Origin of the sequence: Vibrio fluvialis (genome assembly GCF_900460245.1) — a bacterium.
Lineage (GTDB): Bacteria > Pseudomonadota > Gammaproteobacteria > Enterobacterales > Vibrionaceae > Vibrio > Vibrio fluvialis.
Genome location: NZ_UHIP01000002.1, coordinates 507,729 through 530,404 on the forward strand (window position 1 = coordinate 507,729; position 22,676 = coordinate 530,404).

Genomic DNA, 22,676 nt, shown 5'->3' on the forward strand with positions numbered 1-22,676 from the left:
ATAACTATGCAAAGCAACAACATTTTTGCCCGTTTTGCTCGTGGTAACCTCGTGCTGCAAATTCTGGCAGGTATCATTTTTGGTGTCGTGCTGGCCGTTGCCGCTCCGGATACTGCGCAAAGTGCAGGGCTACTCGGAAGCCTTTTCGTCGGTGCTCTGAAAGCCGTAGCACCCATTCTGGTCTTTATTCTGGTTGCCGCATCTATCGCCAACCAAAAGAAAAACCAACACACCTACATGCGTCCTATCGTCGTGCTATACCTTTTCGGCACTTTTACCGCGGCACTGACAGCAGTGGTTCTGAGCTTCATGTTCCCAACCACATTGACACTGGTTGCTGGCGCGGAAGGTGCAACTCCTCCTCAAGGCATTACGGAAGTTCTGCAAACACTGCTGTTCAAATTGGTGGATAACCCAGTCAACGCACTGATGTCAGCCAACTACATCGGCATCCTGGCTTGGGCTGTCGGCCTCGGTCTGGCACTGCACCATGCATCGGCAACCACCAAAGCGGTTTTCGAAGATCTGAGCCACGGCGTGTCGCAAATCGTGCGCTTCATCATCCGTCTGGCCCCATTTGGTATCTTCGGTCTGGTGGCGTCTACCTTTGCAACGACTGGTTTTGGCGCGCTGGCTGGCTATGCACAGCTGCTGGCAGTACTGCTGGGCGCAATGGCGATCATCGCACTGGTGGTAAACCCGCTGATTGTGTACGTAAAAACCCGCGCTAACCCATACCCGCTGGTATTCCAATGTCTGCGTGAAAGTGGTGTCACCGCGTTCTTTACCCGTTCAAGTGCAGCCAACATTCCCGTGAACATGGCACTGTGTGAAAAGCTGAAACTGGATGAAGATACTTACTCAGTATCGATTCCACTAGGCGCAACCATCAACATGGCTGGTGCAGCAATTACCATCACAGTACTGACTCTGGCTGCGGTACACACCATGGGTATTGAGGTTGACCTGATGACGGCGCTGCTACTGAGCGTGGTGGCTGCGGTCTCGGCTTGTGGCGCATCAGGCGTTGCGGGTGGTTCACTGCTGCTGATTCCACTGGCTTGTGGCCTGTTCGGTATCTCAAACGATGTGGCGATGCAGGTTGTTGCGGTAGGCTTTATCATTGGCGTGATTCAGGACTCAGCAGAAACTGCTCTGAACAGCTCAACAGACGTAGTTTTCACGGCAGCCGTTTGCCAGTCAGAACACAAACCTTCTGCTTAATCTGTTACACAGATTGTAAAAAGCCCCGACCAGTCGGGGCTTTTTTTATTGTCGCGATTCTCAGAATTTATCCATCGACGTCTGAGAGAAGTTCAGCGCCGAAGGCTGCTCTTCTGCGGGAGTCTCCGCTGCGGAGGTGTCATCAAACAGCGAACCATCTAGTTCATCAAGCAGCGTGTCACTTACATTGTCCGCAATGCCCTCATCATCCATCGCTTCGCCTTTCTTCGGCACCGGAATCCCGCGTTTATACAGTTTGTTCAGAGCACGAATGATAGAATGCTTGCTAACCGTACCTGAGCTGATTTTCTTCTGCAGCGGTTTGGACAGCGATTGCAGGCCAACCACAGAATCCACACCAATACGGCCACCCACCTGATCGCGCAGCGATTTCGCTGGCTCGTAACCAAAAAAGGCGGACAGAAACAGCCAGATATAAGCGATGGCATTGCCGTTTGCACCGCGATCAATCCAGGCTTGACCAGCATGATACATGGCTTCGGCGTGCCCTTTTTCACTGGCACGCTCTAACCAGTAAACCCCTTTCTGAAAGTCTGCTGCAATGCCGATACCTTTGATGTAGTTGATACCGAGTTTCATCATCCCTTCCAGGCTGTTGAGTTTGGCTGCTTTTGAATACCAGTAGGTGGAATCACCCGGCGCAGGGGCGATGTTGTCTTTTGATACACACCAGTCGCCCATAAACAGAATCGCATCAATGTACTGATCTTCAGCTGCGTCCTGAATCATAGCAATGCCTTTTGACACATCCACTTCGACGCCACGGCCATGCACCAGCGCTCGGCCGGTTTCATATTTAGCCCCCAGATCGCCTTCCTGACCACGAATGTAGTTTTGCCAGAACTTGGCTTTTTCTTTGAGGATGTAGTCATCACGGATGCGCTGGCAAATGCGGACAATACCGTACATACCGGTGATGTTTTCGTTGTGTGCGGCCTTTTCATACCAGAACAGCGCTTCGCGCAAGTTGGAGCGTTCCGCTTCTTTCGCCAGATACAACATGGTAGGAACATGACCAGATTCGGCCTTATACAGACGTTCTTTGCGCTCCTCGTCACGCTGACGTTCCAGCGCTTTACGATAGGCTTCCTCACGGGCTTTCTTTTCCGCTTCCAGACGCTTTTTGCGAATAGACAGCGAAATCATCCACACAAATATCAATATCAGTGACAGGCCCGTCGCGCCAATCGCAATCCCAATGGTATTCATCTAATAATGTTCTTAACTCAGTCTTTGGTACTGTATCGGCGCGAGAAGCAAAAACTTAATTCCAGCGTGGCGTTACAGTGTGTTCCGATAAAAACAATAGTACCGCACTCCAGACGAAGTGCGGTACTAGCAAAGTAAATAGCAATGAGAATTGTGGTCAGTCGCGCGTTTCAGGCCGCGCACTCACCGAGTTTATTGCGCCGATTTGCGGTTCACCGCTTTGACAAACACTTCTTGCGCACCTTCAATACCCAGTGCTTTCGCTTCATCCAGCAGGCTCAGCGCTTTAGGGATATCGTTCGCTTCCACCGCCTTTTCGATGGTCGAGAAGTAGTACGCCTGAGTATCAGGCTGCACCACGATTTGTGCCTTCGCCTGATCGCTGGAAGTTGCGTTGGCTGGCGATTCTAAGCGGGTGAAACCGAGCAGACCCGGGCCCGCAACATCCAGTTCCAGCGTTCCTGTCAGACTGTGTGGGACCGCAATGTCTTTCAGCTCTGGCATGTAGTTGCCACGCGCTTCGGCGTCAATACGTCCCGGATGCGCCACGTAAGTCACGTCTTTGAGATCCGACTCCTTGGTGTAGACGACCACATACAGATTCTGATACCCCTGAGGCGGGTAGAAATCCAGCTCCGCAACCAGACGGTTACCCAAGTTCAGGCGCGGCTTGCGGTATTCAAACACTGAGTCGTCGTAGCTTTCCACGACTTTGCCTTGTTGGTCGGTGATCATCACATGTGGGAAAAACACCGAATCTTTAATTTCACTGGTGATCGTCAGCGACATCTGGCCGCGGTTAGCCGGGATTTCAAATACCGCAACCGGGCTCGAAATCTGTTCATTGCGCAGATACTGAGTCGACGGAGTGATCGAAATTTTGGTGGTACTGGGGAATTTAACTTTGGTCGCTTGAAGCTGGGAGATTACACTGAATGCTTGCGCAGAGGTTGATTGTGGTTGTTCAACCACCGTTGCTGACTGGCAGCCTGTCAGCGCGATACATCCGCCCAAAAGTAATGCTCGAAGATACATACTCTTCTCCTGTTTTTATTTTTTTAAAGGCTCTCATAAACCCTTAAAAAAATAGCCGACCTAAGTCGGCTATTTGAATATGGACTTAAATTTTTCTAGGACTTAGTGGCAGATTACCACCAAGCTTCGACTTGAACACCTACAACAAAGTCTGAATCGCCTTTGTCGCCGAACGTGGTGCCTTCGTCATCAGTGATGTATGAACCGTATACGCGCAGCTCAGGACGAGACCAGAAGCTGTCACCCATTGCCCATGCCTGAGCTACAGTAAACTTGCTACCGCCAGTCTTAGTTGTGGTGCCAGAGATCTTCTCTTCACCGTAAGAGTAGCCAGCTTCACCGATAGTACGCATGGTGTCATTCCATTTGTACATTGGGCGAACTACAGCAGTAAAGATGTCAGATGTGCCTTCGCCGTTAGAGATATCTTCACCGTGGTGGAATGAAACCTGGTGACCCATTTCCCATTTCTCGCCAAATTTAACCACACCCCAGTTGATTAGGCGGTAACCCACTGCATCGTTGTACTCAGAAGTACCACGAGAATACCATGCACCAGAACCGAAGTTCGCTACTTGGTTACCGTAACCCGCTGTACCAACCTGGAATACAGTTTGGTTGAAGCCGTTGCTCAGACCTTGGTGCAGAATCGCACTGGTCATCACGCCGTCATCTGCGGCTTCATTCTGAGAATCTTTTTCTGTTGCGAAGTTGTACGCAACAGCCAGTTCCAGAGAAGCGTTATTCCACAGTGGGATGTTCGCCAGACGTGCATCAAAGATGTAGCCCGCTGAAGCATCCGTTTCGCCATCTTGCATCAGCGCCACAGACAGCTTTTGGTTGCCCAGAGAAACGTTTTCGATACCACCACCAGTACCAGAAGTGTTCAGGAAGTAAAAGTCAGTGATGTGGATATCTTTACGTTGGTAGTAGCGTTTACCCGCCCACATTACCGCGTCTGGGTCTGAAGCGAACAGGCCTTTAGCTTGAACGTTGAACTGAGCGACGTTTACTGCGTTGTCAGATTCCCAACCAGATTTACCGTCGTCACCTTTCGCCAGCATGGAATCCACTTTCCAGGTTTGCTCGCCAGTTTTCAGCTCTTGAGAGAAACCGAACTCGTAGTAGTTGTCGTTTTCGTTACCTAGACGACCGATTCGGTTTACCATGAATTTGTAGTCACCTTCACCATTGCCACTGATACCAGTACCAGCGCGGAAGTAACCGTTGAAGTCCACTGCGAATGCAGAGCCCGCTGCAAGAGTAGCAGCAACTGCGGCAGCAATTACACTTACTTTTTTCATTGTTAACTCCATTTAGGGTCTTTTCTTATTTAAATTTTTACTTCTAATCTCTCAGCTCACCTTTGCTGGTCCCTCTAAAGGCAGAAAAGAGGTCACATCGAAAAAGAGAGGCAAGATGGGACGAATCCCCAGTCGTTTCAACTGATGAAAAGATTACTAAAGGCGCATAGGGGTGGCTTCCTCCGCCCCCGATATATTTAGGGGGGATGAGAAAGGCGTAGATTTTTTACCGCATGGTGTTTTTATAGCATTGATCACGTAATCTGGGGGGAGGAGCTTGCTCACTTTCGGAGACATGGAATACAAAATGCATTATTGATCACTATTTCAACGAAATAACGTCATAAAAATGAAAGAAAATTACATGGAAAATTTTGTGACAGGGCTCTTGACCTAATACCAGCAAAGCCTTTTACTTAAAACGGTGGTTACTGCTAACTCAATAACAAAAACGACTGCTTACGATGAAAACGACCTGCTCTCGCCCGTACCCTTTAGGTGCAACTCTTGATCCAAATGGATGCAATTTTGCGGTTTATGCCCCGGCAAATAAGGATTTGCTGTTGGCGTTATTTCACGCTGACGGCAGTTATGAAACTCACCCGCTGGAAAGCGAATACGCCAGTATCCAGCACACTTATGTCGAAGGCATAAAAGCAGGGCAAAAATACGGTTTCATCGTCCAGCACGGCGATGACTTGCTGTGCTTATCCGACCCGTATGCTAAGGCGTTGGACAAGAACCTCACCTACGAAGTTCCGTTCAAGCCTGCCAGCAGTTTTGATTTGGCCAAATGCGTCGTCATCGATACCCAGTTTGACTGGCAGGATACCCCGAAGCCCGAACGACCACGCGAAGAAATGGTGCTGTTTGAAACGCACGTCAAAGGCGTGACCAAACAGAATCCGGAGGTAGAGAAAGGGCTGCAAGGCACCTATCTTGGCCTCATCAGCGAGCCGATGCTGACCTTTTACCGCAAGCAGAACATCAATACGCTGCAACTGTTGCCGATTGCCGCCTGCATGCATGAGCCACACCTGCTTGAAATGGGTAAAGTGAATTACTGGGGTTACAACCCTTATGTGTTCATGGCGCCGGATCCCCGCTATGCCCGGCACGATGCCGTGACTGAACTCAAAACCACCATTCGTGAACTGCATAAGCAGGGCATCGAAGTCATTCTTGATGTGGTGTATAACCACACAGCCGAAGGTGGTGAAGATGGGCCAATTTTCAACCTCAAGGCGCTGGATCCGCACTACTACCTGCAGCACGGTCCGCACTTTGCCAACTTTACCGGCTGTGGCAATACGCTTGACCTCTCCTATCAGCCCTCGCTTACGCTGGTGATGGACACATTACGCTACTGGGTCAGCGAATATCATATCGACGGCTTCCGTTTTGATTTGGCCGCGACACTTGGCCGTAATGGCGACGATTTCAGCCGCGATGCCGCCTTTTTCAAAGCGGTGGCACAAGATCCAATTCTGCGTCAGGTCAAACTGATTGCAGAGCCCTGGGACATCGGTCCGAACGGCTATCAAGTGGGGAATTTCCCCTTCGGCTGGAATGAAACCAACGACAAACTGCGCGACATCACCCGCAGCTTCTGGCGGGGCGATCAGGGATATCTGAAAGAATTTGCCACCCGGCTGATGGGTTCACGCGATCTCTACAGCGCGGCGAACTGGCCGTACAAACTGACGGTGAACTACATCACCTATCATGACGGGTTTACCTTGCAGGATCTGGTGTCGTACAAGCTCAAGCACAACGAAGCGAACGGTGAGCAGAACCGCGACGGGCACGGTGATAACCGTTCAGACAACTACGGGGTTGAAGGTGAAACGGACAATATGGTGGTTCGCACCATCCGTGAACGGCAAAAGCGCAACTTCATGGCCAGCTTGTTGTTTGCGTTCGGCATCCCGCACATTCTCACCGCGGATGTGCTTTCACATACTCAGCAAGGTAACAACAATGCTTACTGTCAGGACAACGAAATCAGTTGGTTAGACTGGAGCTTGTCTGAGCGCAAAACCTATTTTAAAAACTGGTTATCGGAAATGGTGTCCGCGCGCCAAACCTATATGGTGCCGTTTATTCGCGCTTTCAGCGGTGAAGAACGCAACTTTAACCGCATTTTCTGGCGCCGAGTGGATGGCAGTCTGATGGAACACGATGACTGGAACCGTCTGTGCTCAGTCGCGCTACACATCGGCATCGGTGAAGATGGTCAGGAGTTACTCTATCTGATCAACCAAACCAATGCGCCAGCGCGTTTTAAACTGCCGAATGATCGGGGGCAGGAGTGGCGCATCATTTGCGATACCAATATGCGTAACGTGCAACCAGGGCATGCGGAAGGCGAAGTGCTGCAGTTGCCGGTTTCGATGACCATCATGCATTATCAGCCCAAGAAGAAAGGCCGGACACGCAATCTGAAAGGGACAGCGTAAGCATAAAAAAACACCGCATCAGCGGTGTTTTTTATTGTCAGGACAAGTGATGCTATTTGAGCGCAGGCAGAAACACTTCGCCCAACATACAGCGCACACTACCGCCCCCGATATCTTCGATGGTTTTCACATTGAATGGCAGCAGTTTGCCATGACCGGACAGCTGCAAACGCTGGCTGGGCGTAAACGCGTCATACGCTGACTGAGACATCGCAATCAGCTTGTCGCCTGACGCATTTTCCAATTGAAGAATGTTGCCACAAAAGCGGTTCATCTGCTCAAGCGTAATCGAGATCACTTGCTTGTCTTTCGCCAGCGATTTCACCACAAAGCGACGTTCAAACTCAGGGATCACTTCGTCGCAGATCACACAGAAGCTCTCCCCCACCGCCATCATCACGTTAGTGTGATAAATCGGCTGGCCGGAAGGCAGAACGGTTTGAAACGACACAACGCGTGAATAACCGATGCGCTGTGCATAATCTTCCAGCACTTCGCGGTCACAACGTTGTGACAACGCGGCATAAATCGTTTCATTGACATGATCCATGACCATCACGCCGGTGCTTTCCAGAAACGCACGCTGCTCCTGATATTCAACCAGACTGTCACGCAGGCGCACCTGGCGACCCGCTTGTTGCAGCGCCGCTATTAACGCTTGTGGCCTAACTTCCTGCTGGCGGTTTGCGCACGCCATCGGAAAAGTAAAGAATCCACCATCCGCCGTGGTACTGAACCAGTTGTTGGGAAATACCGCATCCGGAGTCTCGACATCCGACAGTGGATAATCAAACTCCACGACCTGAACCCCTTCGCGACGCAGGTTCGCCACCATGTCGGTGTATTCTTGCATCGCCTGAGCCCGAACCTGTTCATCGCTGAGTGCGATTTGATGCTGAAACTCATTATCTTTGGCGGTTTCGGCGTTGTATTTAAACTCTTTCGGCGGCACCATCACCACACAATTTGCACTGTGAGAGCGGAGCCATTCGGCTTCAATTCGCTGTTGTTCCATTAACATTTGACGATTCGTTTCCTTAACTCGAATAGGCAAATTGTAAGCATATTGTTAAACAAAAAATCACTGATTTTGAGAATAGTTGCGCCGCAGAATTTTTGTTTTCACTGACATTTATAAAATTGGCAGAAATATTTACTGACCACATTCACAACAAGGCCAGAATATGCGCACTTTATGCCGCATTTTCTGGAAATATTCACCAGCACCATCGATGCACAGCAAAGCGGGCAGTGGATATTCCTGTTCTGCCGCCCGCCGTTATTCCTGATGCGCATCTTTTCATCAATTCAGGTTATACTGGCCGAACTTGGCCGAACAATCTGTTGCATATTTGTTTGGCTATTTGCCCGCTCGCTGCAACTCACACATAACAATCCAGACGTCGTAATGAAACCAGAGATGGGCGACGTGCTCTTCACCATCACTCAACTATGAGGCTGGAGAGTACACAATCCCCCGACTCTGGCGACTGCACATCACTGGGCGATAACTCGTACAAAGAACGGGACACAGATAAGGACTCTTCATGTATAAAAAGTTTGAAAGCTTTACTCAGGCTTTCCCTCAGGACGAGCCACAGCGTCCGCCAAATACGCTGTGGGCATTCTGCCGTCATTACACAAAAGGTTACGAAAAGCCGCTGATGGTGATGGCGCTGCTCAGCACCACCATCGCGATCATCGAAGTCTCTCTGTTTGGCTTTATGGGACAGCTGGTCGACTGGCTGTCAACCAGCAATCCGGAGACGTTTCTGGAGGAGAACCGCCACACACTCATTGGCTTGTCGCTTCTGCTGTTGGTCGGGATGCCGATTCTGGTCTCGATTTACTCGCTGCTTATCCACCAAACCATGCTCGGCAACTACCCGATGTCGATCCGCTGGCTGGCGCACCGCTATTTGCTCAAGCAGAGTTTATCGTTTTATCAGGATGAGTTTGCCGGCCGTATTGCCACCAAAGTGATGCAAACCGCGCTGTCGGTACGCGAAACCGTAATGAAAACCCTCGATGTGTTTGTCTACGTCGCGGTGTATTTCACTGCCATGGTGGTCATGTTGGCACAAGCCGACTGGCGACTGATGATACCGATGCTGCTTTGGCTGGCGGCCTACATCATGATTCAGATTCGCTTCGTGCCCAAGCTGAAAAAGGTCTCGGCCGAGCAGGCCGATGCCCGCTCACTGATGACCGGACGCATCGTAGACAGCTACACCAACATCGCCACGGTTAAACTGTTCTCTCACAGCCGCCGTGAGACCGAATACGCGGAAGAGGGCATGGAAGGTTTTCTCGATACGGTCTACCGCCAAATGCGCCTGGTGACCGGGTTTAATATCTGGGTGGAAATCTCTAACTACATTTTGGTGTTCACCATTGCAGCGATGTCGATTTATCTGTGGATGACCAGCGCGATCACCGTTGGCGCGATTGCGATTGCCATCAGTCTGGCGCTGCGCATCAACGGGATGTCGAAGTGGATCATGTGGGAAGTGGGTGGCCTGTTTGAAAACATGGGCACGGTGGTCGATGGTATGCACATGCTGTCTAAACCGATAGCCATTCAGGACAAGCCGAATGCCAAAGCATTGCAAGTGTCGCAAGGTGGCATCGAGTTCGACGATGTCAGTTTCCATTACGGTGAAAACAAAGGCGTGATTGATCATCTCAACCTAACCATCAAACCAGGTGAGAAAGTTGGTGTGGTTGGCCGCTCGGGCGCCGGTAAATCGACGCTGGTTAACCTGCTGCTGCGCTTTCACGATGTAGAAAGCGGGAGCATCCGTATCGATGGGCAGGATATCTCCGCAGTGACTCAGGACTCGCTGCGCAGTGAAATTGGTATGGTGACGCAGGATACCTCACTGCTGCATCGTTCGATTCGCGACAATATTCTCTACAGTAATCCAACCGCATCAGAAGACGATTTGCTGCGCGCAACCCAACAGGCACACGCCCATGAGTTTATCGAAAATCTTACTGATCCGTTCGGTAATGTGGGTTATGACGCTCAGGTGGGTGAACGCGGCGTGAAACTCTCCGGCGGCCAGCGTCAGCGCATCGCGATTTCGCGCGTACTGCTGAAGGACGCACCTCTGCTGGTGCTGGATGAAGCCACATCCGCGCTCGACTCAGAAGTCGAAGCGGCGATTCAGGAAAGCCTGAATGAGTTGATGCAGGGCAAGACGGTGATTGCGATTGCGCACCGTTTGTCGACTATCGCGGCCATGGATCGCCTCATTGTGCTGGATAAAGGCCAAATCGTCGAACAAGGCACCCACCAGCAACTGATCGATCACAACGGTATCTACGCGCACCTGTGGGCACACCAGACCGGTGGTTTCATCGGCTGTGACGATGATAATGAGGCAAATGTTGCCTGATCCTCAAGCCGGAGCGTTGCTCCGGCCCTTTTCCCTTGGCGTAATTTCTCTTAAAATTCCGCTCATTGTCATTAATCAACATCATCTATTTTTGCTATGAACAAGAGTCTTATCACCAACTTAGCGGCCCTGGCGTTGCTGGGTGCCGGCTATACGCTGGACAACACCTTTGCCTATTACGCAGGCCTGTTTGCCTTCTCTGGCGCCATCACCAACTGGCTGGCCATTCACATGTTGTTTGAAAAAGTGCCGGGACTGTACGGCTCAGGCGTTATTCCGGCGCGCTTTGAAGCCTTCAAAGCGGCCATCAAAACCCTGATGATGGAACAGTTTTTCACCGAGGCGAACATCGACCGATTCCTCAATCAGGAAATGGCCGGCGATAAAACCCTCAACCTCGAACCTGTGATTGCCAAAGTGGACTTCAATCCGACTTTTGACTCATTAGTTGAAGTGATCAGCAACTCTTCATTTGGCGGCATGCTGGCGATGTTTGGCGGCAGCGAAGCACTGCAACCACTCAAACAGCCATTTGTGGAAAAAATGCAGGAAGCGGTGGTTGAAATGAGCCAGAGCGAAAACGTCAAATCGGCCCTGAAAGAGCAGTTGGAATCTCCGGCCATGATGAGCGAAATTCAGGGCAACATCGAGAACATCATCGACCAGCGTCTGAGTGAACTGACGCCGAAACTGGTCAAAGAGATGGTGCAGAAGATGATCAAAGAGCATCTGGGCTGGCTGGTGGTTTGGGGCGGCGTCTTTGGTGGCCTGATCGGTGTGATTTCCGCATTCATTGCCTGATAACTTTGAGACATAAAAAAATGGGCCGCAAAGGCCCATTTTTTTATCGTCATTCTAGCGGGATTGAACCCTGCTAAGCAGCTTAGTGCCAAAAGCATAACGTCTCGGCACCAGAATATAAAGCAGCCCGACCAGCAACGCCGCTCCGAGCAAGTCCGCCGGACGATGCATGCCCAGCCACAGACGAGAAAATCCGATACTGCAGCTCCACATCAGCAGCACAGCCGCGCTGATACGGCGCTGTTGCTCAAGCAAAATACCGCCGAAAAACACTAAGCACAGAGTGGCAAATACGGTATGGCCCGATGGAAATGAGTAGTCCATTTCCTTCTTCCAGTTTGCCAGGCGGGTTGGCGACACTCTGGCCGCTATCTCATTCATTACAGCCAGTTTTTGTTCAGTGTCCAGCTTATAAAAATGCTCCGCCGAGGGCAGCACCAGCGCCTGAGTCATGGCTTCGGTGTACGGACGTGGGCTTTCAGTCAGCGCTTTGATGCCTGTTTTCAGCCCCATCGCCAACACCAGTAAAACACCAAGTTGAATGGCTTTGTTCAGCCACTCCGTTTTGCTGGCACGCACGCCCCAGCCCGTCCAGAGCAGCAGTAAGATTAACGTGAAGACAACGCCCTCTTTACCGGCACTATTGGTCAACAGAGACAACGCCTGAGCGAGCTTCTCATTGGTCAGTTGCAGGAAATCCAGCCTCATGCACGCCGCCGAAATGGGCGCCAGAATCAACACAAATAACACCAGCAACGTTAAGCCGGATTTCTGATCATGGAGTCGTTGTTTTAAAAGCATTGGCATTCACCTCGTCGCAGAGCGGCTCAGTGTAATCCAATCAAAGGAAAAATCTATCAAACATCTGTCAATTTGGTTTCAAATCCGTTTGAAAATCGGTGGTTTATACCTAAAAAAACATCCCGGAAAGTGGCTTGAAACTTTCCGGGATGAACAGGTTAAGACTGAGAGTTAAGGCAGATTATGCGCCGATCACGCCGCCATCTTCGCGAGTGATCATCATGACCGTAGAGCGTGGCTTAGTACTGCCACCCGCCGGGAAGTGCGAAGGCGCACCTTCTTCGCCCGGGTGCTGCACACCCACAAACATGGTTTTGTGATCCGGTGAGAACGCCAGACCAGTGATTTCACACGCCACAGGACCTGTCAGGAAGCGCTGCACTTCACCCGTAATCGGGTCGCCGCACAGCATCTGGTTGTTACCCTGCCCCGCGAAATCGCCTTTGTTTGAGTAGTTACCGTCGGTCAGAATCCACAGACGACCGGCATTGTCGAAACCAAGACCATCCGGGCTGTTGAACATGTTGTTGGCATTGATGTTGTCACTGCCCGCGTACAGGTCACCGTGATGCACCGTTGGGTTACCCGCAATCAGGTACAGATCCCAGGCAAACATCTCAGCCGTGTGATCGCCATGCACTGGCATCCAGCGCAGAATTTGGCCGTAGTTGTTCTTCGCACGTGGGTTCGGACCACCCACTGGCTGGCCTTCTTTCACGCCGCGGTTCTTGTTGTTGGTCAGCGTACAGAACACGTGTTTGTTGTCTGGGTGGATAGCAACCCATTCAGGACGGTCCATGGTTGTCGCTCCCACGTGAGTGGCTGCGCGACGCGCAAAAATCAGGACTTCAGCCTGGTTTTTGAAGCCATTTTCCGGCGTCAGGCCGTTCTTGCCGAACGTCAGTTCAATCCAGCGTCCCTGACCTTTCAGCTCTTTGTCCTGCATGTCGAATTTCGCGACATACAGCGTGCCCTCTTCCAGCAGCTTACGGTTAGCGGCATCGTTACCTTTCTGGTAACGGTTTTTCGATACGAAGCGGTACAGGTGCTCACCACGCTCGTCGTCACCCAGATACACAACCGCATAGCCGTCGCTGTTGAGCGTAAATGCTGCGTTTTCATGTTTGAAACGGCCCAGTGCGGTACGTTTCATTGGCGTTGAATCCGGATTGTGCGGGTCGATTTCCACGATCCAGCCAAAACGGTTTGGCTCATTCGGGTTCTTCGTCACATCAAAACGCTCATCGTGCTGATGCCATTTGTAATCACTTGGTTTCGCTTCGATACCGTAACGCTTCTGGTCCGCCGTAACAGAACCCTCTTCGTTCGCACCGAAGAAATCATCAAAGTTCTCTTCACAGGTCAGATACGTGCCCCACGGCGTCTGACCGTTTGAACAGTTGTTGAAGGTGCCCAGCGCCAGTGTGCCTTTTGGATCGGCCTTCGTTTTCAGCCATTCGCTGCCTGCGGCAGGACCTGTGATTTCCATTGGCGTATTGGCAGTAATACGGCGGTTACGCTGACCTTCACGATCAATCATCCACTTGCCGTTCTTGCGCACAATTTCAACCACAGTCACACCGACCGCCGCCTGCGCTTTACGCACGTCGTCAGCCGTCATCGCATCACCTTTGTGGTCGAACAGGTATTCGTAGTTGGTGTATTCGTTGTTGATCGCCATTACCGCGCGATCGTCACTGATAGGGAAGAAACTCATGCCGTCGGTGTTATCACCAAACTGACGCTCCTGCGCACGTGAATCTTGTTTACCGCTTTGGTCAAATGCAGGTGCATCAGCGAAAATCGGGTCGCCCCAAGACATCAGTGGTGTGGCTTTATAGCCTTTTGGTACTACAACCATGTCCGCCGTTGACGCAGGAACCGGCTCAAAGTTCAGCAGAGAAGATTGCGGTTTCGCTGCGACCGCTTTCGCGACCGGGTTTAAAGTAAGAAATGCGCCAGCACTGACTGCGGCACTACCCGCCAGGAAGCGGCGACGCGATAAACGCGCTTCAATCATTTCGCTAAACTGTGAATCTTTCTCATCACGGTTCCACATGAGCTTGCTCCTTTACTTTCGTAATTTTTATTGTGTGTTGCATCAATGCAAATTGATGATGGCTCAGGAGCTTAGCGCCATTAAATGACTGATAAGTGAAGATTGTGTTGCTGAATGATGACAATTGTTTCAGTGATTTGGGAGATCAGTCGCTGGAATGCTGGCCAGCATTATTTATACTTCCTTAATAACCACAATTTTTATGCAGACTTTGCGAAGGTAAAGCACGCAGCGGTATTCTTCACACTTGCCATTCGCATAACAAAGCCAGTCGAGTTGCACCTAACCCGTGCCAGAGAGGTATCTATGCAAGTGGTCGTCAATGGCGTTGCCTATCCGTATCAGAGCGGGCAAAGCCTGTTTGAATTTCTTCAGTCGATCCGCATCGACGTTCCACATTTATGTGCCACCAGCCACCACGCTGACAAGCAACATTGCGATTTGTGTGTGGTCGAGGTTGAACAGCTCGGTATCGTGCGAGCCTGTGAGCGCATGCTACAGCCACAAATGGTGATTCATACCCACAGCGACACACTGTATCAGGCGCGCCAATCCGCGCTGAAGCGGCTGCTCTCCGACCACAATGCCGATTGTGAGGCTCCGTGCCAAATTGCCTGCCCGGCGCACGTTGATATTCAAAGCTACCTCCATCACATCGCGCAGGGCGATCACCACAAAGCAGTGGAAGTGATCAAACGCCACCTGCCGCTACCCGCATCGATTGGCCGTGTTTGTCCGGCTTTTTGCGAAACCGAATGTCGCCGTACTCTGGTGGATGAACCCGTGGCGATTCGTCAGCTCAAACGCCACGCCGCAGACGTCGACAGAGCAGCCCAGCCATTTCGCCCCATCGTTCCTCTCGGTAATGGCAAACACATTGCGATAATAGGTGCAGGGCCCGGCGGGTTAGCGTGTGGCTACTATCTGCGTCTGGCGGGTTTTTCCGTGGCGATATTTGAAGCCATGCCTAAACCCGGCGGCTGGCTGCAATATGGCATTCCGGAATATCGCCTGCCCAAACAGATACTGGATCAGGAAATCGACCTGCTATGTCAGACTGGCATTCAGATCCTGTGTAATCAGAAAGTGGGCCAGGATTTCACTCTTAAACAGCTTCAGCAAGAGTATGACGCGGTATGTGTCGCCATCGGTGCTGGTTTGGCAGTTAGCGCTCACTATCCCGGCAGTGACCTGTCGGGGTGCTATCTCGGGGTGGACTACCTCAAAGATGCGGCAACCGAACGCACACTCACTACTGGCAAGCAGGTCGCGGTGATCGGCGGCGGAAATACCGCGATAGATTGTGCCCGCACGGCGCTGCGCCTTGGGGCAAACGTCACGCTCATCTACCGCCGCACCGTCGATGAAATGCCAGCCGAAGAGTACGAAATTGAGGCCGCCGCACACGAAGGTGTGCAGTTCTGTTTTCTCACCCGCCCGGTCGAGAACCTTGCCGATGCACAAGGCCGTGTACGTGCGGTTCGATTGGAAACCATGACGCAAGGCGAGCCGGATGAGTCGGGACGTCGCCAACCCTTACCAACCGGAGAGTTTCGTGAACAGTCGTTTGATACTGTGATTTCAGCCTTATCGCAAACTCCCGATCTCAGCCTGTTTGGCGCGGAGCTTGATGTCGTGCCCTTGTCCCGCAAACACACCGCCGAGGTCGATGAGTACACGCTGCATCACTTTGACAATATTTACGCCATCGGCGACTTTCGCCGCGGCCCGGCGACCGCGATTGAAGCCATCGCCGACGGCAAACGCGCCGCCGATGCCATCACAGAACGATTACTGCTTGGTCCGTGTCCTCCAACCGCCACGCGTTTTACCAGCCGTAAAGCGGACACGCTCAGCCTCGTCAAACGCAGTGAATATCGTCTCGAAGCCAAGCGGCGGCGCATCAGCTTTCCCCATCTGCCCAGCTTGTATCGACGCAAAAACTTCTCGGAAGTGGAAATCGATCCCGGCGAACTGGCGGCCCGTCTGGAAGCTGACCGCTGTTTGGAGTGTGGTTGTCAGGTGAATACTGATTGCCGCTTACGCGACTACGCCACCGAACATCAACTCAGCGCATCTGCTCTGGATTGCAACGATAAGCAGCGCTTTGCTGTCGATAAGAGCAGCGAATTCATCGTGTTTGATGCCAACCGCTGCATCAGCTGCGGTGCCTGTGTGCAGACATGTCAGGAAGAAACAGTGCACGGGGCACTGCATTTTTCCGCCTCACAAAGCCGGCCGATGTTTCATGATGGCAAGCTGATGGGAGACTCCAACTGCGTGCAGTGCGGGGCGTGTGTGCAGGTGTGTCCGACGGGTGCTCTGGTCGATAAACGCGACAAATCCCATGCTCGGGTCGAAATGCTCAAGCCGGTCAAAACCGTTTGTACCTACTGCGGGGTTGGCTGCAAGGTAGTGATGTATGTCGACGAGAAAGCCAACCGCGTGCGTTACGTCGAGGGCGATAAAGACTCGCCCGTCAATCAAGGCATGTTGTGCGTCAAAGGCCGCTTTGGTTTCGATTTCATTCACAGTCCACAGCGCCTCACTCAGCCGTTAATCCGGCGCAATGGCGAATTGCAACCCGCCAGTTGGGGCGAAGCGATAGCCCTGATCGCCGAACGTTTTCAACATATTAAACAAGTACATGGCAGTGATGCGCTGGGCGGCTTCTCCTCGGCTAAGACGACCAATCAGGATAACTACCTGTTTCAGAAACTGATGCGCCGCGAGTTGGGGACCAACAACGTCGATCATTGTGCGCGGTTGTGCCATGCCTCCACGGTCACAGGATTGGAGGCGTCCCTTGGCAGCGGCGCCATGACCAACGACATCGCCAGCATTGCCCACTCCGATGTCATTTTTATCATCGGCTCCGATACCACGGCCGCCCACCCGATCATCGCGTCGCATCTCAAGCAGGCCATTCAGCACGGCGCGCGGCTGATTGTCGCCGACCCGAAACGCATCGAGATGGCCGATCACGCGACACTGTATGTGGCGCAGCGCCCCGGTACCGATGTGATGCTGCTCAATGGCATCATGCAGCAGATCATCATTCACGCCTGGTATGACGAAACTTATCTCCGCCAACGGGTCGATGGTTTTGATGAGCTGATTATGGAGGTGATGTCCGACCGCTACCTGCCCGAGAAAGTTGAGCTGGTCACAGGCGTGAAAGCGGCCGATGTGGTCAAAATCGCCGAGATGATTGGTACCGCGCGCGTCACCGCCGTCTATTACGCGATGGGCATCACCCAGCACACCACCGGACACGACAATGTGCGTTCGATTGCCAACCTGCAAATGCTGTGTGGCAACATCGGCGCGGAAGGTGGGGGCATCAACCCGCTGCGTGGTCAGTCGAATGTGCAAGGGGCCTGTGACATGGGCGCCCTGCCCGGCGACTACCCCGGCTATCAAAAAGTCACTAACCCGCTGGTGCAGGCCAAATTTGCGCAAGCTTGGCAGTGCGATCATCTGCCCACCACGCCCGGGTTAACCCTGACCGAGATGATTGATGCCGCGGCCACCCAGCAACTGCGCGGTTTGTATGTGATGGGCGAAAACCCGGTGCTGAGCGATCCTCATCAGGCGCACGTCATCGACGCACTCAACGCGCTCGATTTTCTCGTGGTGCAGGACATTTTTCTGTCGGAAACCGCAGCACTGGCGGACGTGGTGCTGCCGTCCTGCTCATTTGCAGAGAAGCAGGGCCACTTCACGAATACCGAACGCCGCGTGCAGGCGCTGTCACCCGCGATTAAGCCACCGGGAGAGGCGCGCGAAGACTGGCGAATCATCACAGATATTGCGAATGCGCTTGGTGGCAACTGGCATTATCAACATGTTGAGCAGATCCAACAGGAGATCTGCTCAGTCACGCCGCAATATGCCGGTATGGATTGGCAGCGCATAAGCGAAGGTAGCCTGCAGTGGCCGTGCAATGAGCAAGCGCCTAATGGCACGCGTATTCTGCATCAAACCAGCTTTAAACGCGGGCGCGGCGAGATGGTGGCTGTCCCGTTTGAATACGCCGCAGAGTTGCCGGATGACGATTATCCGCTCATTTTGACCACCGGCCGTCTGCTGGAGCAGTTCCACACGGGCACCATGACGCGCAAGACCCAAGGTCTGGATCAGCGTGCGGGACCGCGCATCATGATCAGTGTGCAAGATGCAGAGCGTCTCGGGATCCACAATAGCGAGCGGGTTCGCCTCTGCTCACGACGCGGTGAAATCGAAGCGCCTGCGTTTGTCACCAAGCGCATGCAAGCGGGTGTGGTGTTCGTGCCATTCCATTTTGCGGAATCCCCCGCCAACCGCCTGACGTCAGAGGCGCGCGATCCGACCGCTAAAATTCCGGAGTTTAAAGTGTCCGCAGTGCGGCTGGAGAAAATAGCCCCGCTCACCACATTGATACCGTTCAGGTCTTAGAAAAGTAAAAGCCACCCAATCGGGTGGCTTTTACTGCACTCAATCTTTAGTAAGTTTGAGTGACTTCGGCAGAGAGGCTACACAACTCGTCGACAATCTCCTTGGTCTGTTTGGAATAGATCAGTTTGTCTTTGGCACCGACGAGCTGAATCATTTTCACTTTGCCGGACATCACCGCTTGGCGGATGGCGCGCAGCACCAGCTGATTGTCGAGAATTTTATGTTCGTCCAGGCCATTGCCTTGGACTAAAGAGGCTAGATCCACAGAGAGCACCAGTTGATCGCAGTGTTCAATGTAGTGGCTCAATTGGCTTTTAAGCTGACTACGATTACGGAAACTGCACTCTTCCTCGGTTAACCAATCACACCCTAAATCTTCCGCGTATTCCCAAATTTGGCTCGGCACTCGCTCTGCATCGACCCCTAAGCAGAACAAACGCGCATTGGAAAAACGCGACAAGGCGAAATGGTAAACGGAGCCCACTTGTGGATCTAAGGTCTGTTTCAGTTCGAAATCATGACCGATATGAATAATGCCAATTTCCTCATTATCCAACGCCAGTACAGGCAGTGCGTTGAGCAGAAGCTCATGGCAGTTCGCCAGCACAACCGGCACAGAACTCAGAGCCAGATGACGGCTCAGAATATCCTGATAACGAACATCCGACGCATCCGTTAACACCAGATGCCCGGCATCGGCGTAGTTCGGATTGGACTGTTGTTGATACAGCCAGTCGGACGCGAATTCTAAACTTTGTTGAGCAAATTCAAACTCTACGCGTGACATCGGTTTTACACGTTCACACACGGTCATGAACGTAAAAGCAGAGATGTGTGGAACCGCAGTACGGTTCAGACGGTAGCGTTTGAATAAACTTAACATGATGAATTACCTTTCTGGTGGCAACGCTCGCGCGGCCTGCAACACATGTAAAATGATCCGTTGTTTGTGAGTTTCGACACGATGGGCAGGAGCCATCACCGAAATTGCACCGATCAACTTACTCCCTTTCATCACCGGAGCACTGATCCCCGACACTCCAGGGTCAATTTCAGACGTACTCACGGCATATCCGTGTCGGCGTATTTTTTCCAGCTCGGCTTGCCATTTTTCCATTCGGTGATCTTCACCGAAATAACGCAGAATCTTTTCACAACGCTGCGCAGGCATATACGCCAACATCACTTTGGATGAGGCGCCACGAAGCAGGGGTTGACTTTGACCCTGGACGAAGCTGCATCGAAGCGCCTGCATACTTTCTTTCTGGCTGACACACAGTGCGCGGTAACCGACTGGCACCATGTACGCCGCCATTTCACCAGTCTGCTTTTGCAATCGGCTTAACACCGCATCGACCGCATCAAGGTTGTGCTGGCTGGTTTCGTAACTGCGCATCAGAAGAAGGGCCGCAGAACCGATGATCAAGGTTTTGTCATGCGGGCTCTCTTCAATCAGGTTCCACTCTTTCAGCAGTTTGAGATGTCGGTACAAACTGCTCAGTGGCACCTGCAATTGTTCACTTAATGTTTTGGCCGAAACCGGCTCGTCATTCACCGCGACCTGCATCAGCAGTTGCAGTGATTTCTCGTTAACTTGATTCGCAGATTGTTTTATTTCGCTCATGACTGCTTTTTTAGCCTTTATCGTGCTTCAGCTCAAACTTGAATTCTTATATATCGAGAATTTAATTCGAATTAAAGGATTGCATTCTCACCAAGTGAGAAAACAACTTAAATTGGCTAAATTGAACGAATTTTTTTGGCGAAAAAAGCGTTGAAGAGTTATGCAGAAAGCGGTGGTTTTATCGGCATAACATGCAGAAAATCCCAACAAAAAAGCGACGCCGAAGCATCGCTTTTTTCAGACTCACACCCAGTTAGGCGAGTTTGAACGTGGCTACTTTGGCGCTCAGCTCAGACGCCTGTTGTTTCAGCTCATTAGACTGATTCAAACTGTCGTCCGCGCCTTCGACCAACTGCTCAGTCACATCTTTGATAGCAGTGATGTTTTGCGTGATTTCGCTGGTCACATGGGTTTGCTCTTCCGCCGCAGTCGCAATTTGCGTCGCCATATCGCTGATCAGCGCCACCGCCGCGTTAATTTCTTCCAGCGCATGCGTCGCTTTATCGGCATCTTCCACCGAGTTTGCCGCCAATGTGGAGCTGCTCGACATCAATGCCACTGCTCGTTTGGTGGTTTCCTGCAGCGTATCAATGGTCGCTTTGATCTCTTCCGTCGAGGTATGCGTGCGCTGTGACAACACACGGACTTCATCGGCCACCACCGCAAAACCTCGGCCTTGCTCACCGGCACGCGCAGCTTCAATCGCCGCATTGAGCGCCAGCAGGTTAGTCTGTTCCGCAATCCCCTGAATCGTCGCCAGCACCGTAGAGATATCCTGTGCGTGTTGGTTCAGAACAGAAATGACATCGCTGGCCTGGCTCACTTCATTCGCCAGATTGTTGATTGACGCTTTGGTATTGAGAACCAATGTGCGGCCATTATTCGTGCTTGTTGAGGAGTCCTGAGCGGCATGAGCCGTTTGCTCTGCATGTGAAGCGATTTCCTGTGTCGCGGATGCCATTTCAGTTACCGCCGTGGCCACCATGGTAATCTCTTGCTGCTGCATGCCAAGTTCGGAAGCCGACAAGTTCGCACGTTGCGCGCCATGTTCCGCCTGATTACTTAACTGCTCTGACTGATGTCGAATGTGGCCAATCAACTGCTGCAAACTGGCGACAAACGTGTTGAAACTATCGGCCAGTTTGCCGACTTCGTCGTTGTTTTCCACCACAATACGCTGCGTTAAATCGCCGCTACCGTTGGCGATCTGCTCCAGTGCATAAGAGACGTTTTTCAGCGGACGGAACAACACATTACACAGCAGGTTGAACAGAATGGTACACAGCACCACCACCAGGGCGGTGACCAGCAGTTGGCCCCACAGCGCATCAAACAGCGGTGAAATCAGTGACTGGTAGTTGATGACAATCACGGTACTCAGTGCGGTACCTTCAATCGCTCGGGCAAACAGCACATATTTGTCACCATCAATCTCGATACGACTGTCACTGCCTGAGCGCTGAGCATTCTTAATATCTGAGAAATTAATGCCCAGCTCAGAGACACTTTTATTGAGCAATTTGGTGTTGGAATGGGTAAAGATATTCCCTTTGTCGTTGACGATAAACATGTAACCGGAGCCCGGCAGCACCACCTGTTTCATGTTATTGAGAATGTCGGTAATTTCCACATCGGCCCCCAGCACCAACTGCTGGCCGTACAAGTCCACGGCTTTACCGAGCGAAACCACATTAGCCCCGGTGGCCGCGGCAACGGTTGGGTTATCCATAAACACTTTGGCCGGATTGGCTTTGGCGTTGATGTACCAGCCCCACTTACGTGGATCGTTGTTGTCCGGTGGCAACACCGCGCCGTTGGCGTTTTGCTGCGAGCCATCCGGGTATGCAAGGAACACGTTGTCGAATGCCGCTGCGTGCTTCACCTGTTTCAGGTGCGTGACGATTGCGTCCTGCTTGGCTTCCGAGGTCAGAGAAGTCAGCGCGCGCTGTTTAGACACGAGCCAATCCGATACATATTGATTGTAAGAGGCGGTCACGCTTTGCAGGCGTTGTTCAACCTCGATATCCAGACGTCCCAGAGACGCATTGAATGATAGCGCTTCAACCAGCACTCCCCCGATCACAATGGCAGCGCTGGCAGAAATGGCCAGCTTATTTTTTAACGATAGATTTTTGAACATACCCTGTCCTGATTGTCTTTATAATTTTGCTTCACGATGAAGCCGCCCTCAGGGCGTCTGCATTATAATTTCTAGCCTCAAAATAAATGCGAACTGCCCGACGAAAATCACTTTTACCAGCTGGTACATGTCACAAGTGTAGTGCTAATTCCATTTCTGTC

General features: G+C 51.9%; 15 protein-coding genes. 6 read left to right on the plus strand and 9 right to left on the minus strand.

Annotated features, from left to right (window positions below):
• Positions 1-6: 6 nt before the first annotated feature.
• Positions 7-1,224, plus strand: coding sequence for a serine/threonine transporter SstT (sstT, locus tag DYA43_RS17360; RefSeq protein ID WP_024375486.1), 1,218 nt, complete (start codon positions 7-9; stop codon positions 1,222-1,224).
• Between the two features lie 60 nt (positions 1,225-1,284).
• Here the strand turns inward: sstT and DYA43_RS17365 are convergent, their stop codons facing one another.
• The 3 genes from DYA43_RS17365 to lamB all read right to left on the minus strand — a co-directional run bounded on the left by DYA43_RS17365 (position 1,285) and on the right by lamB (position 4,793).
• Positions 1,285-2,454, minus strand: coding sequence for a tetratricopeptide repeat protein (locus DYA43_RS17365; protein WP_061056014.1), 1,170 nt, complete (start codon positions 2,452-2,454; stop codon positions 1,285-1,287).
• A 192-nt stretch (positions 2,455-2,646) separates the two neighbouring features.
• Positions 2,647-3,489 (minus strand): MalM family protein, encoded by an 843-nt coding sequence (locus DYA43_RS17370; protein WP_061056015.1) that lies wholly within the window; start codon positions 3,487-3,489, stop codon positions 2,647-2,649.
• 113 nt (positions 3,490-3,602) lie between these two features.
• Positions 3,603-4,793 (minus strand): maltoporin LamB, encoded by a 1,191-nt coding sequence (gene lamB / locus DYA43_RS17375; protein ID WP_047461663.1) that lies wholly within the window; start codon positions 4,791-4,793, stop codon positions 3,603-3,605.
• Positions 4,794-5,257: 464 nt separating this feature from the next.
• On the opposite strand from lamB, the gene glgX reads away from it, so the two are divergent.
• On the plus strand, positions 5,258-7,252 hold the full coding sequence (gene glgX, locus DYA43_RS17380; protein ID WP_061056016.1) for a glycogen debranching protein GlgX: 1,995 nt from the start codon (positions 5,258-5,260) through the stop codon (positions 7,250-7,252).
• Between the two features lie 52 nt (positions 7,253-7,304).
• Here glgX and DYA43_RS17385 read toward each other — a convergent pair whose 3' ends face one another.
• Complete coding sequence (locus DYA43_RS17385) at positions 7,305-8,273, minus strand: arginine deiminase-related protein (protein ID WP_024375324.1); 969 nt, start codon at positions 8,271-8,273, stop codon at positions 7,305-7,307.
• A gap of 174 nt (positions 8,274-8,447) precedes the next feature.
• Between DYA43_RS17385 and DYA43_RS17390 the strand changes: the two genes are divergently transcribed.
• The 3 genes from DYA43_RS17390 to DYA43_RS17400 all read left to right on the plus strand — a co-directional run bounded on the left by DYA43_RS17390 (position 8,448) and on the right by DYA43_RS17400 (position 11,454).
• Positions 8,448-8,708, plus strand: a complete 261-nt coding sequence (locus DYA43_RS17390; protein ID WP_061056017.1) for a hypothetical protein — start codon at positions 8,448-8,450, stop codon at positions 8,706-8,708.
• A gap of 91 nt (positions 8,709-8,799) precedes the next feature.
• A complete protein-coding gene (locus DYA43_RS17395) occupies positions 8,800-10,653 on the plus strand; it encodes an ABC transporter ATP-binding protein (protein ID WP_044365293.1) in 1,854 nt (617 codons plus the stop codon).
• A 96-nt stretch (positions 10,654-10,749) separates the two neighbouring features.
• Positions 10,750-11,454 carry a DUF445 domain-containing protein gene (locus DYA43_RS17400; RefSeq protein WP_061056018.1) on the plus strand — a complete coding sequence of 235 codons (705 nt, stop codon included), beginning with the start codon at positions 10,750-10,752 and terminating at the stop codon, positions 11,452-11,454.
• A gap of 54 nt (positions 11,455-11,508) precedes the next feature.
• Here the strand turns inward: DYA43_RS17400 and DYA43_RS17405 are convergent, their stop codons facing one another.
• Together DYA43_RS17405 and DYA43_RS17410 are read right to left on the minus strand one after the other, a co-directional pair.
• Positions 11,509-12,255: a phosphatase PAP2 family protein gene (locus tag DYA43_RS17405; protein WP_061056019.1), complete on the minus strand. Its 747-nt coding sequence runs from the start codon at positions 12,253-12,255 to the stop codon at positions 11,509-11,511.
• A gap of 181 nt (positions 12,256-12,436) precedes the next feature.
• On the minus strand, positions 12,437-14,314 hold the full coding sequence (locus tag DYA43_RS17410) for a PhoX family protein (RefSeq protein WP_055452264.1): 1,878 nt from the start codon (positions 14,312-14,314) through the stop codon (positions 12,437-12,439).
• A gap of 306 nt (positions 14,315-14,620) precedes the next feature.
• On the opposite strand from DYA43_RS17410, the gene fdhF reads away from it, so the two are divergent.
• Entirely contained in the window at positions 14,621-18,751 is a 4,131-nt protein-coding gene (fdhF, locus tag DYA43_RS17415) for a formate dehydrogenase subunit alpha (RefSeq protein ID WP_061056020.1), read from the plus strand.
• Positions 18,752-18,797: 46 nt separating this feature from the next.
• Here fdhF and DYA43_RS17420 read toward each other — a convergent pair whose 3' ends face one another.
• The 3 genes from DYA43_RS17420 to DYA43_RS17430 all read right to left on the minus strand — a co-directional run bounded on the left by DYA43_RS17420 (position 18,798) and on the right by DYA43_RS17430 (position 22,515).
• The gene (locus DYA43_RS17420) at positions 18,798-19,634 is read right to left on the minus strand and encodes an arginase (protein WP_061056021.1); all 837 of its coding nucleotides are present in this window, start codon (positions 19,632-19,634) and stop codon (positions 18,798-18,800) included.
• A 6-nt stretch (positions 19,635-19,640) separates the two neighbouring features.
• The gene (locus DYA43_RS17425) at positions 19,641-20,375 is read right to left on the minus strand and encodes an IclR family transcriptional regulator (protein WP_061056022.1); all 735 of its coding nucleotides are present in this window, start codon (positions 20,373-20,375) and stop codon (positions 19,641-19,643) included.
• A gap of 253 nt (positions 20,376-20,628) precedes the next feature.
• Positions 20,629-22,515, minus strand: a complete 1,887-nt coding sequence (locus tag DYA43_RS17430; protein ID WP_020329605.1) for a methyl-accepting chemotaxis protein — start codon at positions 22,513-22,515, stop codon at positions 20,629-20,631.
• Positions 22,516-22,676 lie beyond the last annotated feature (161 nt).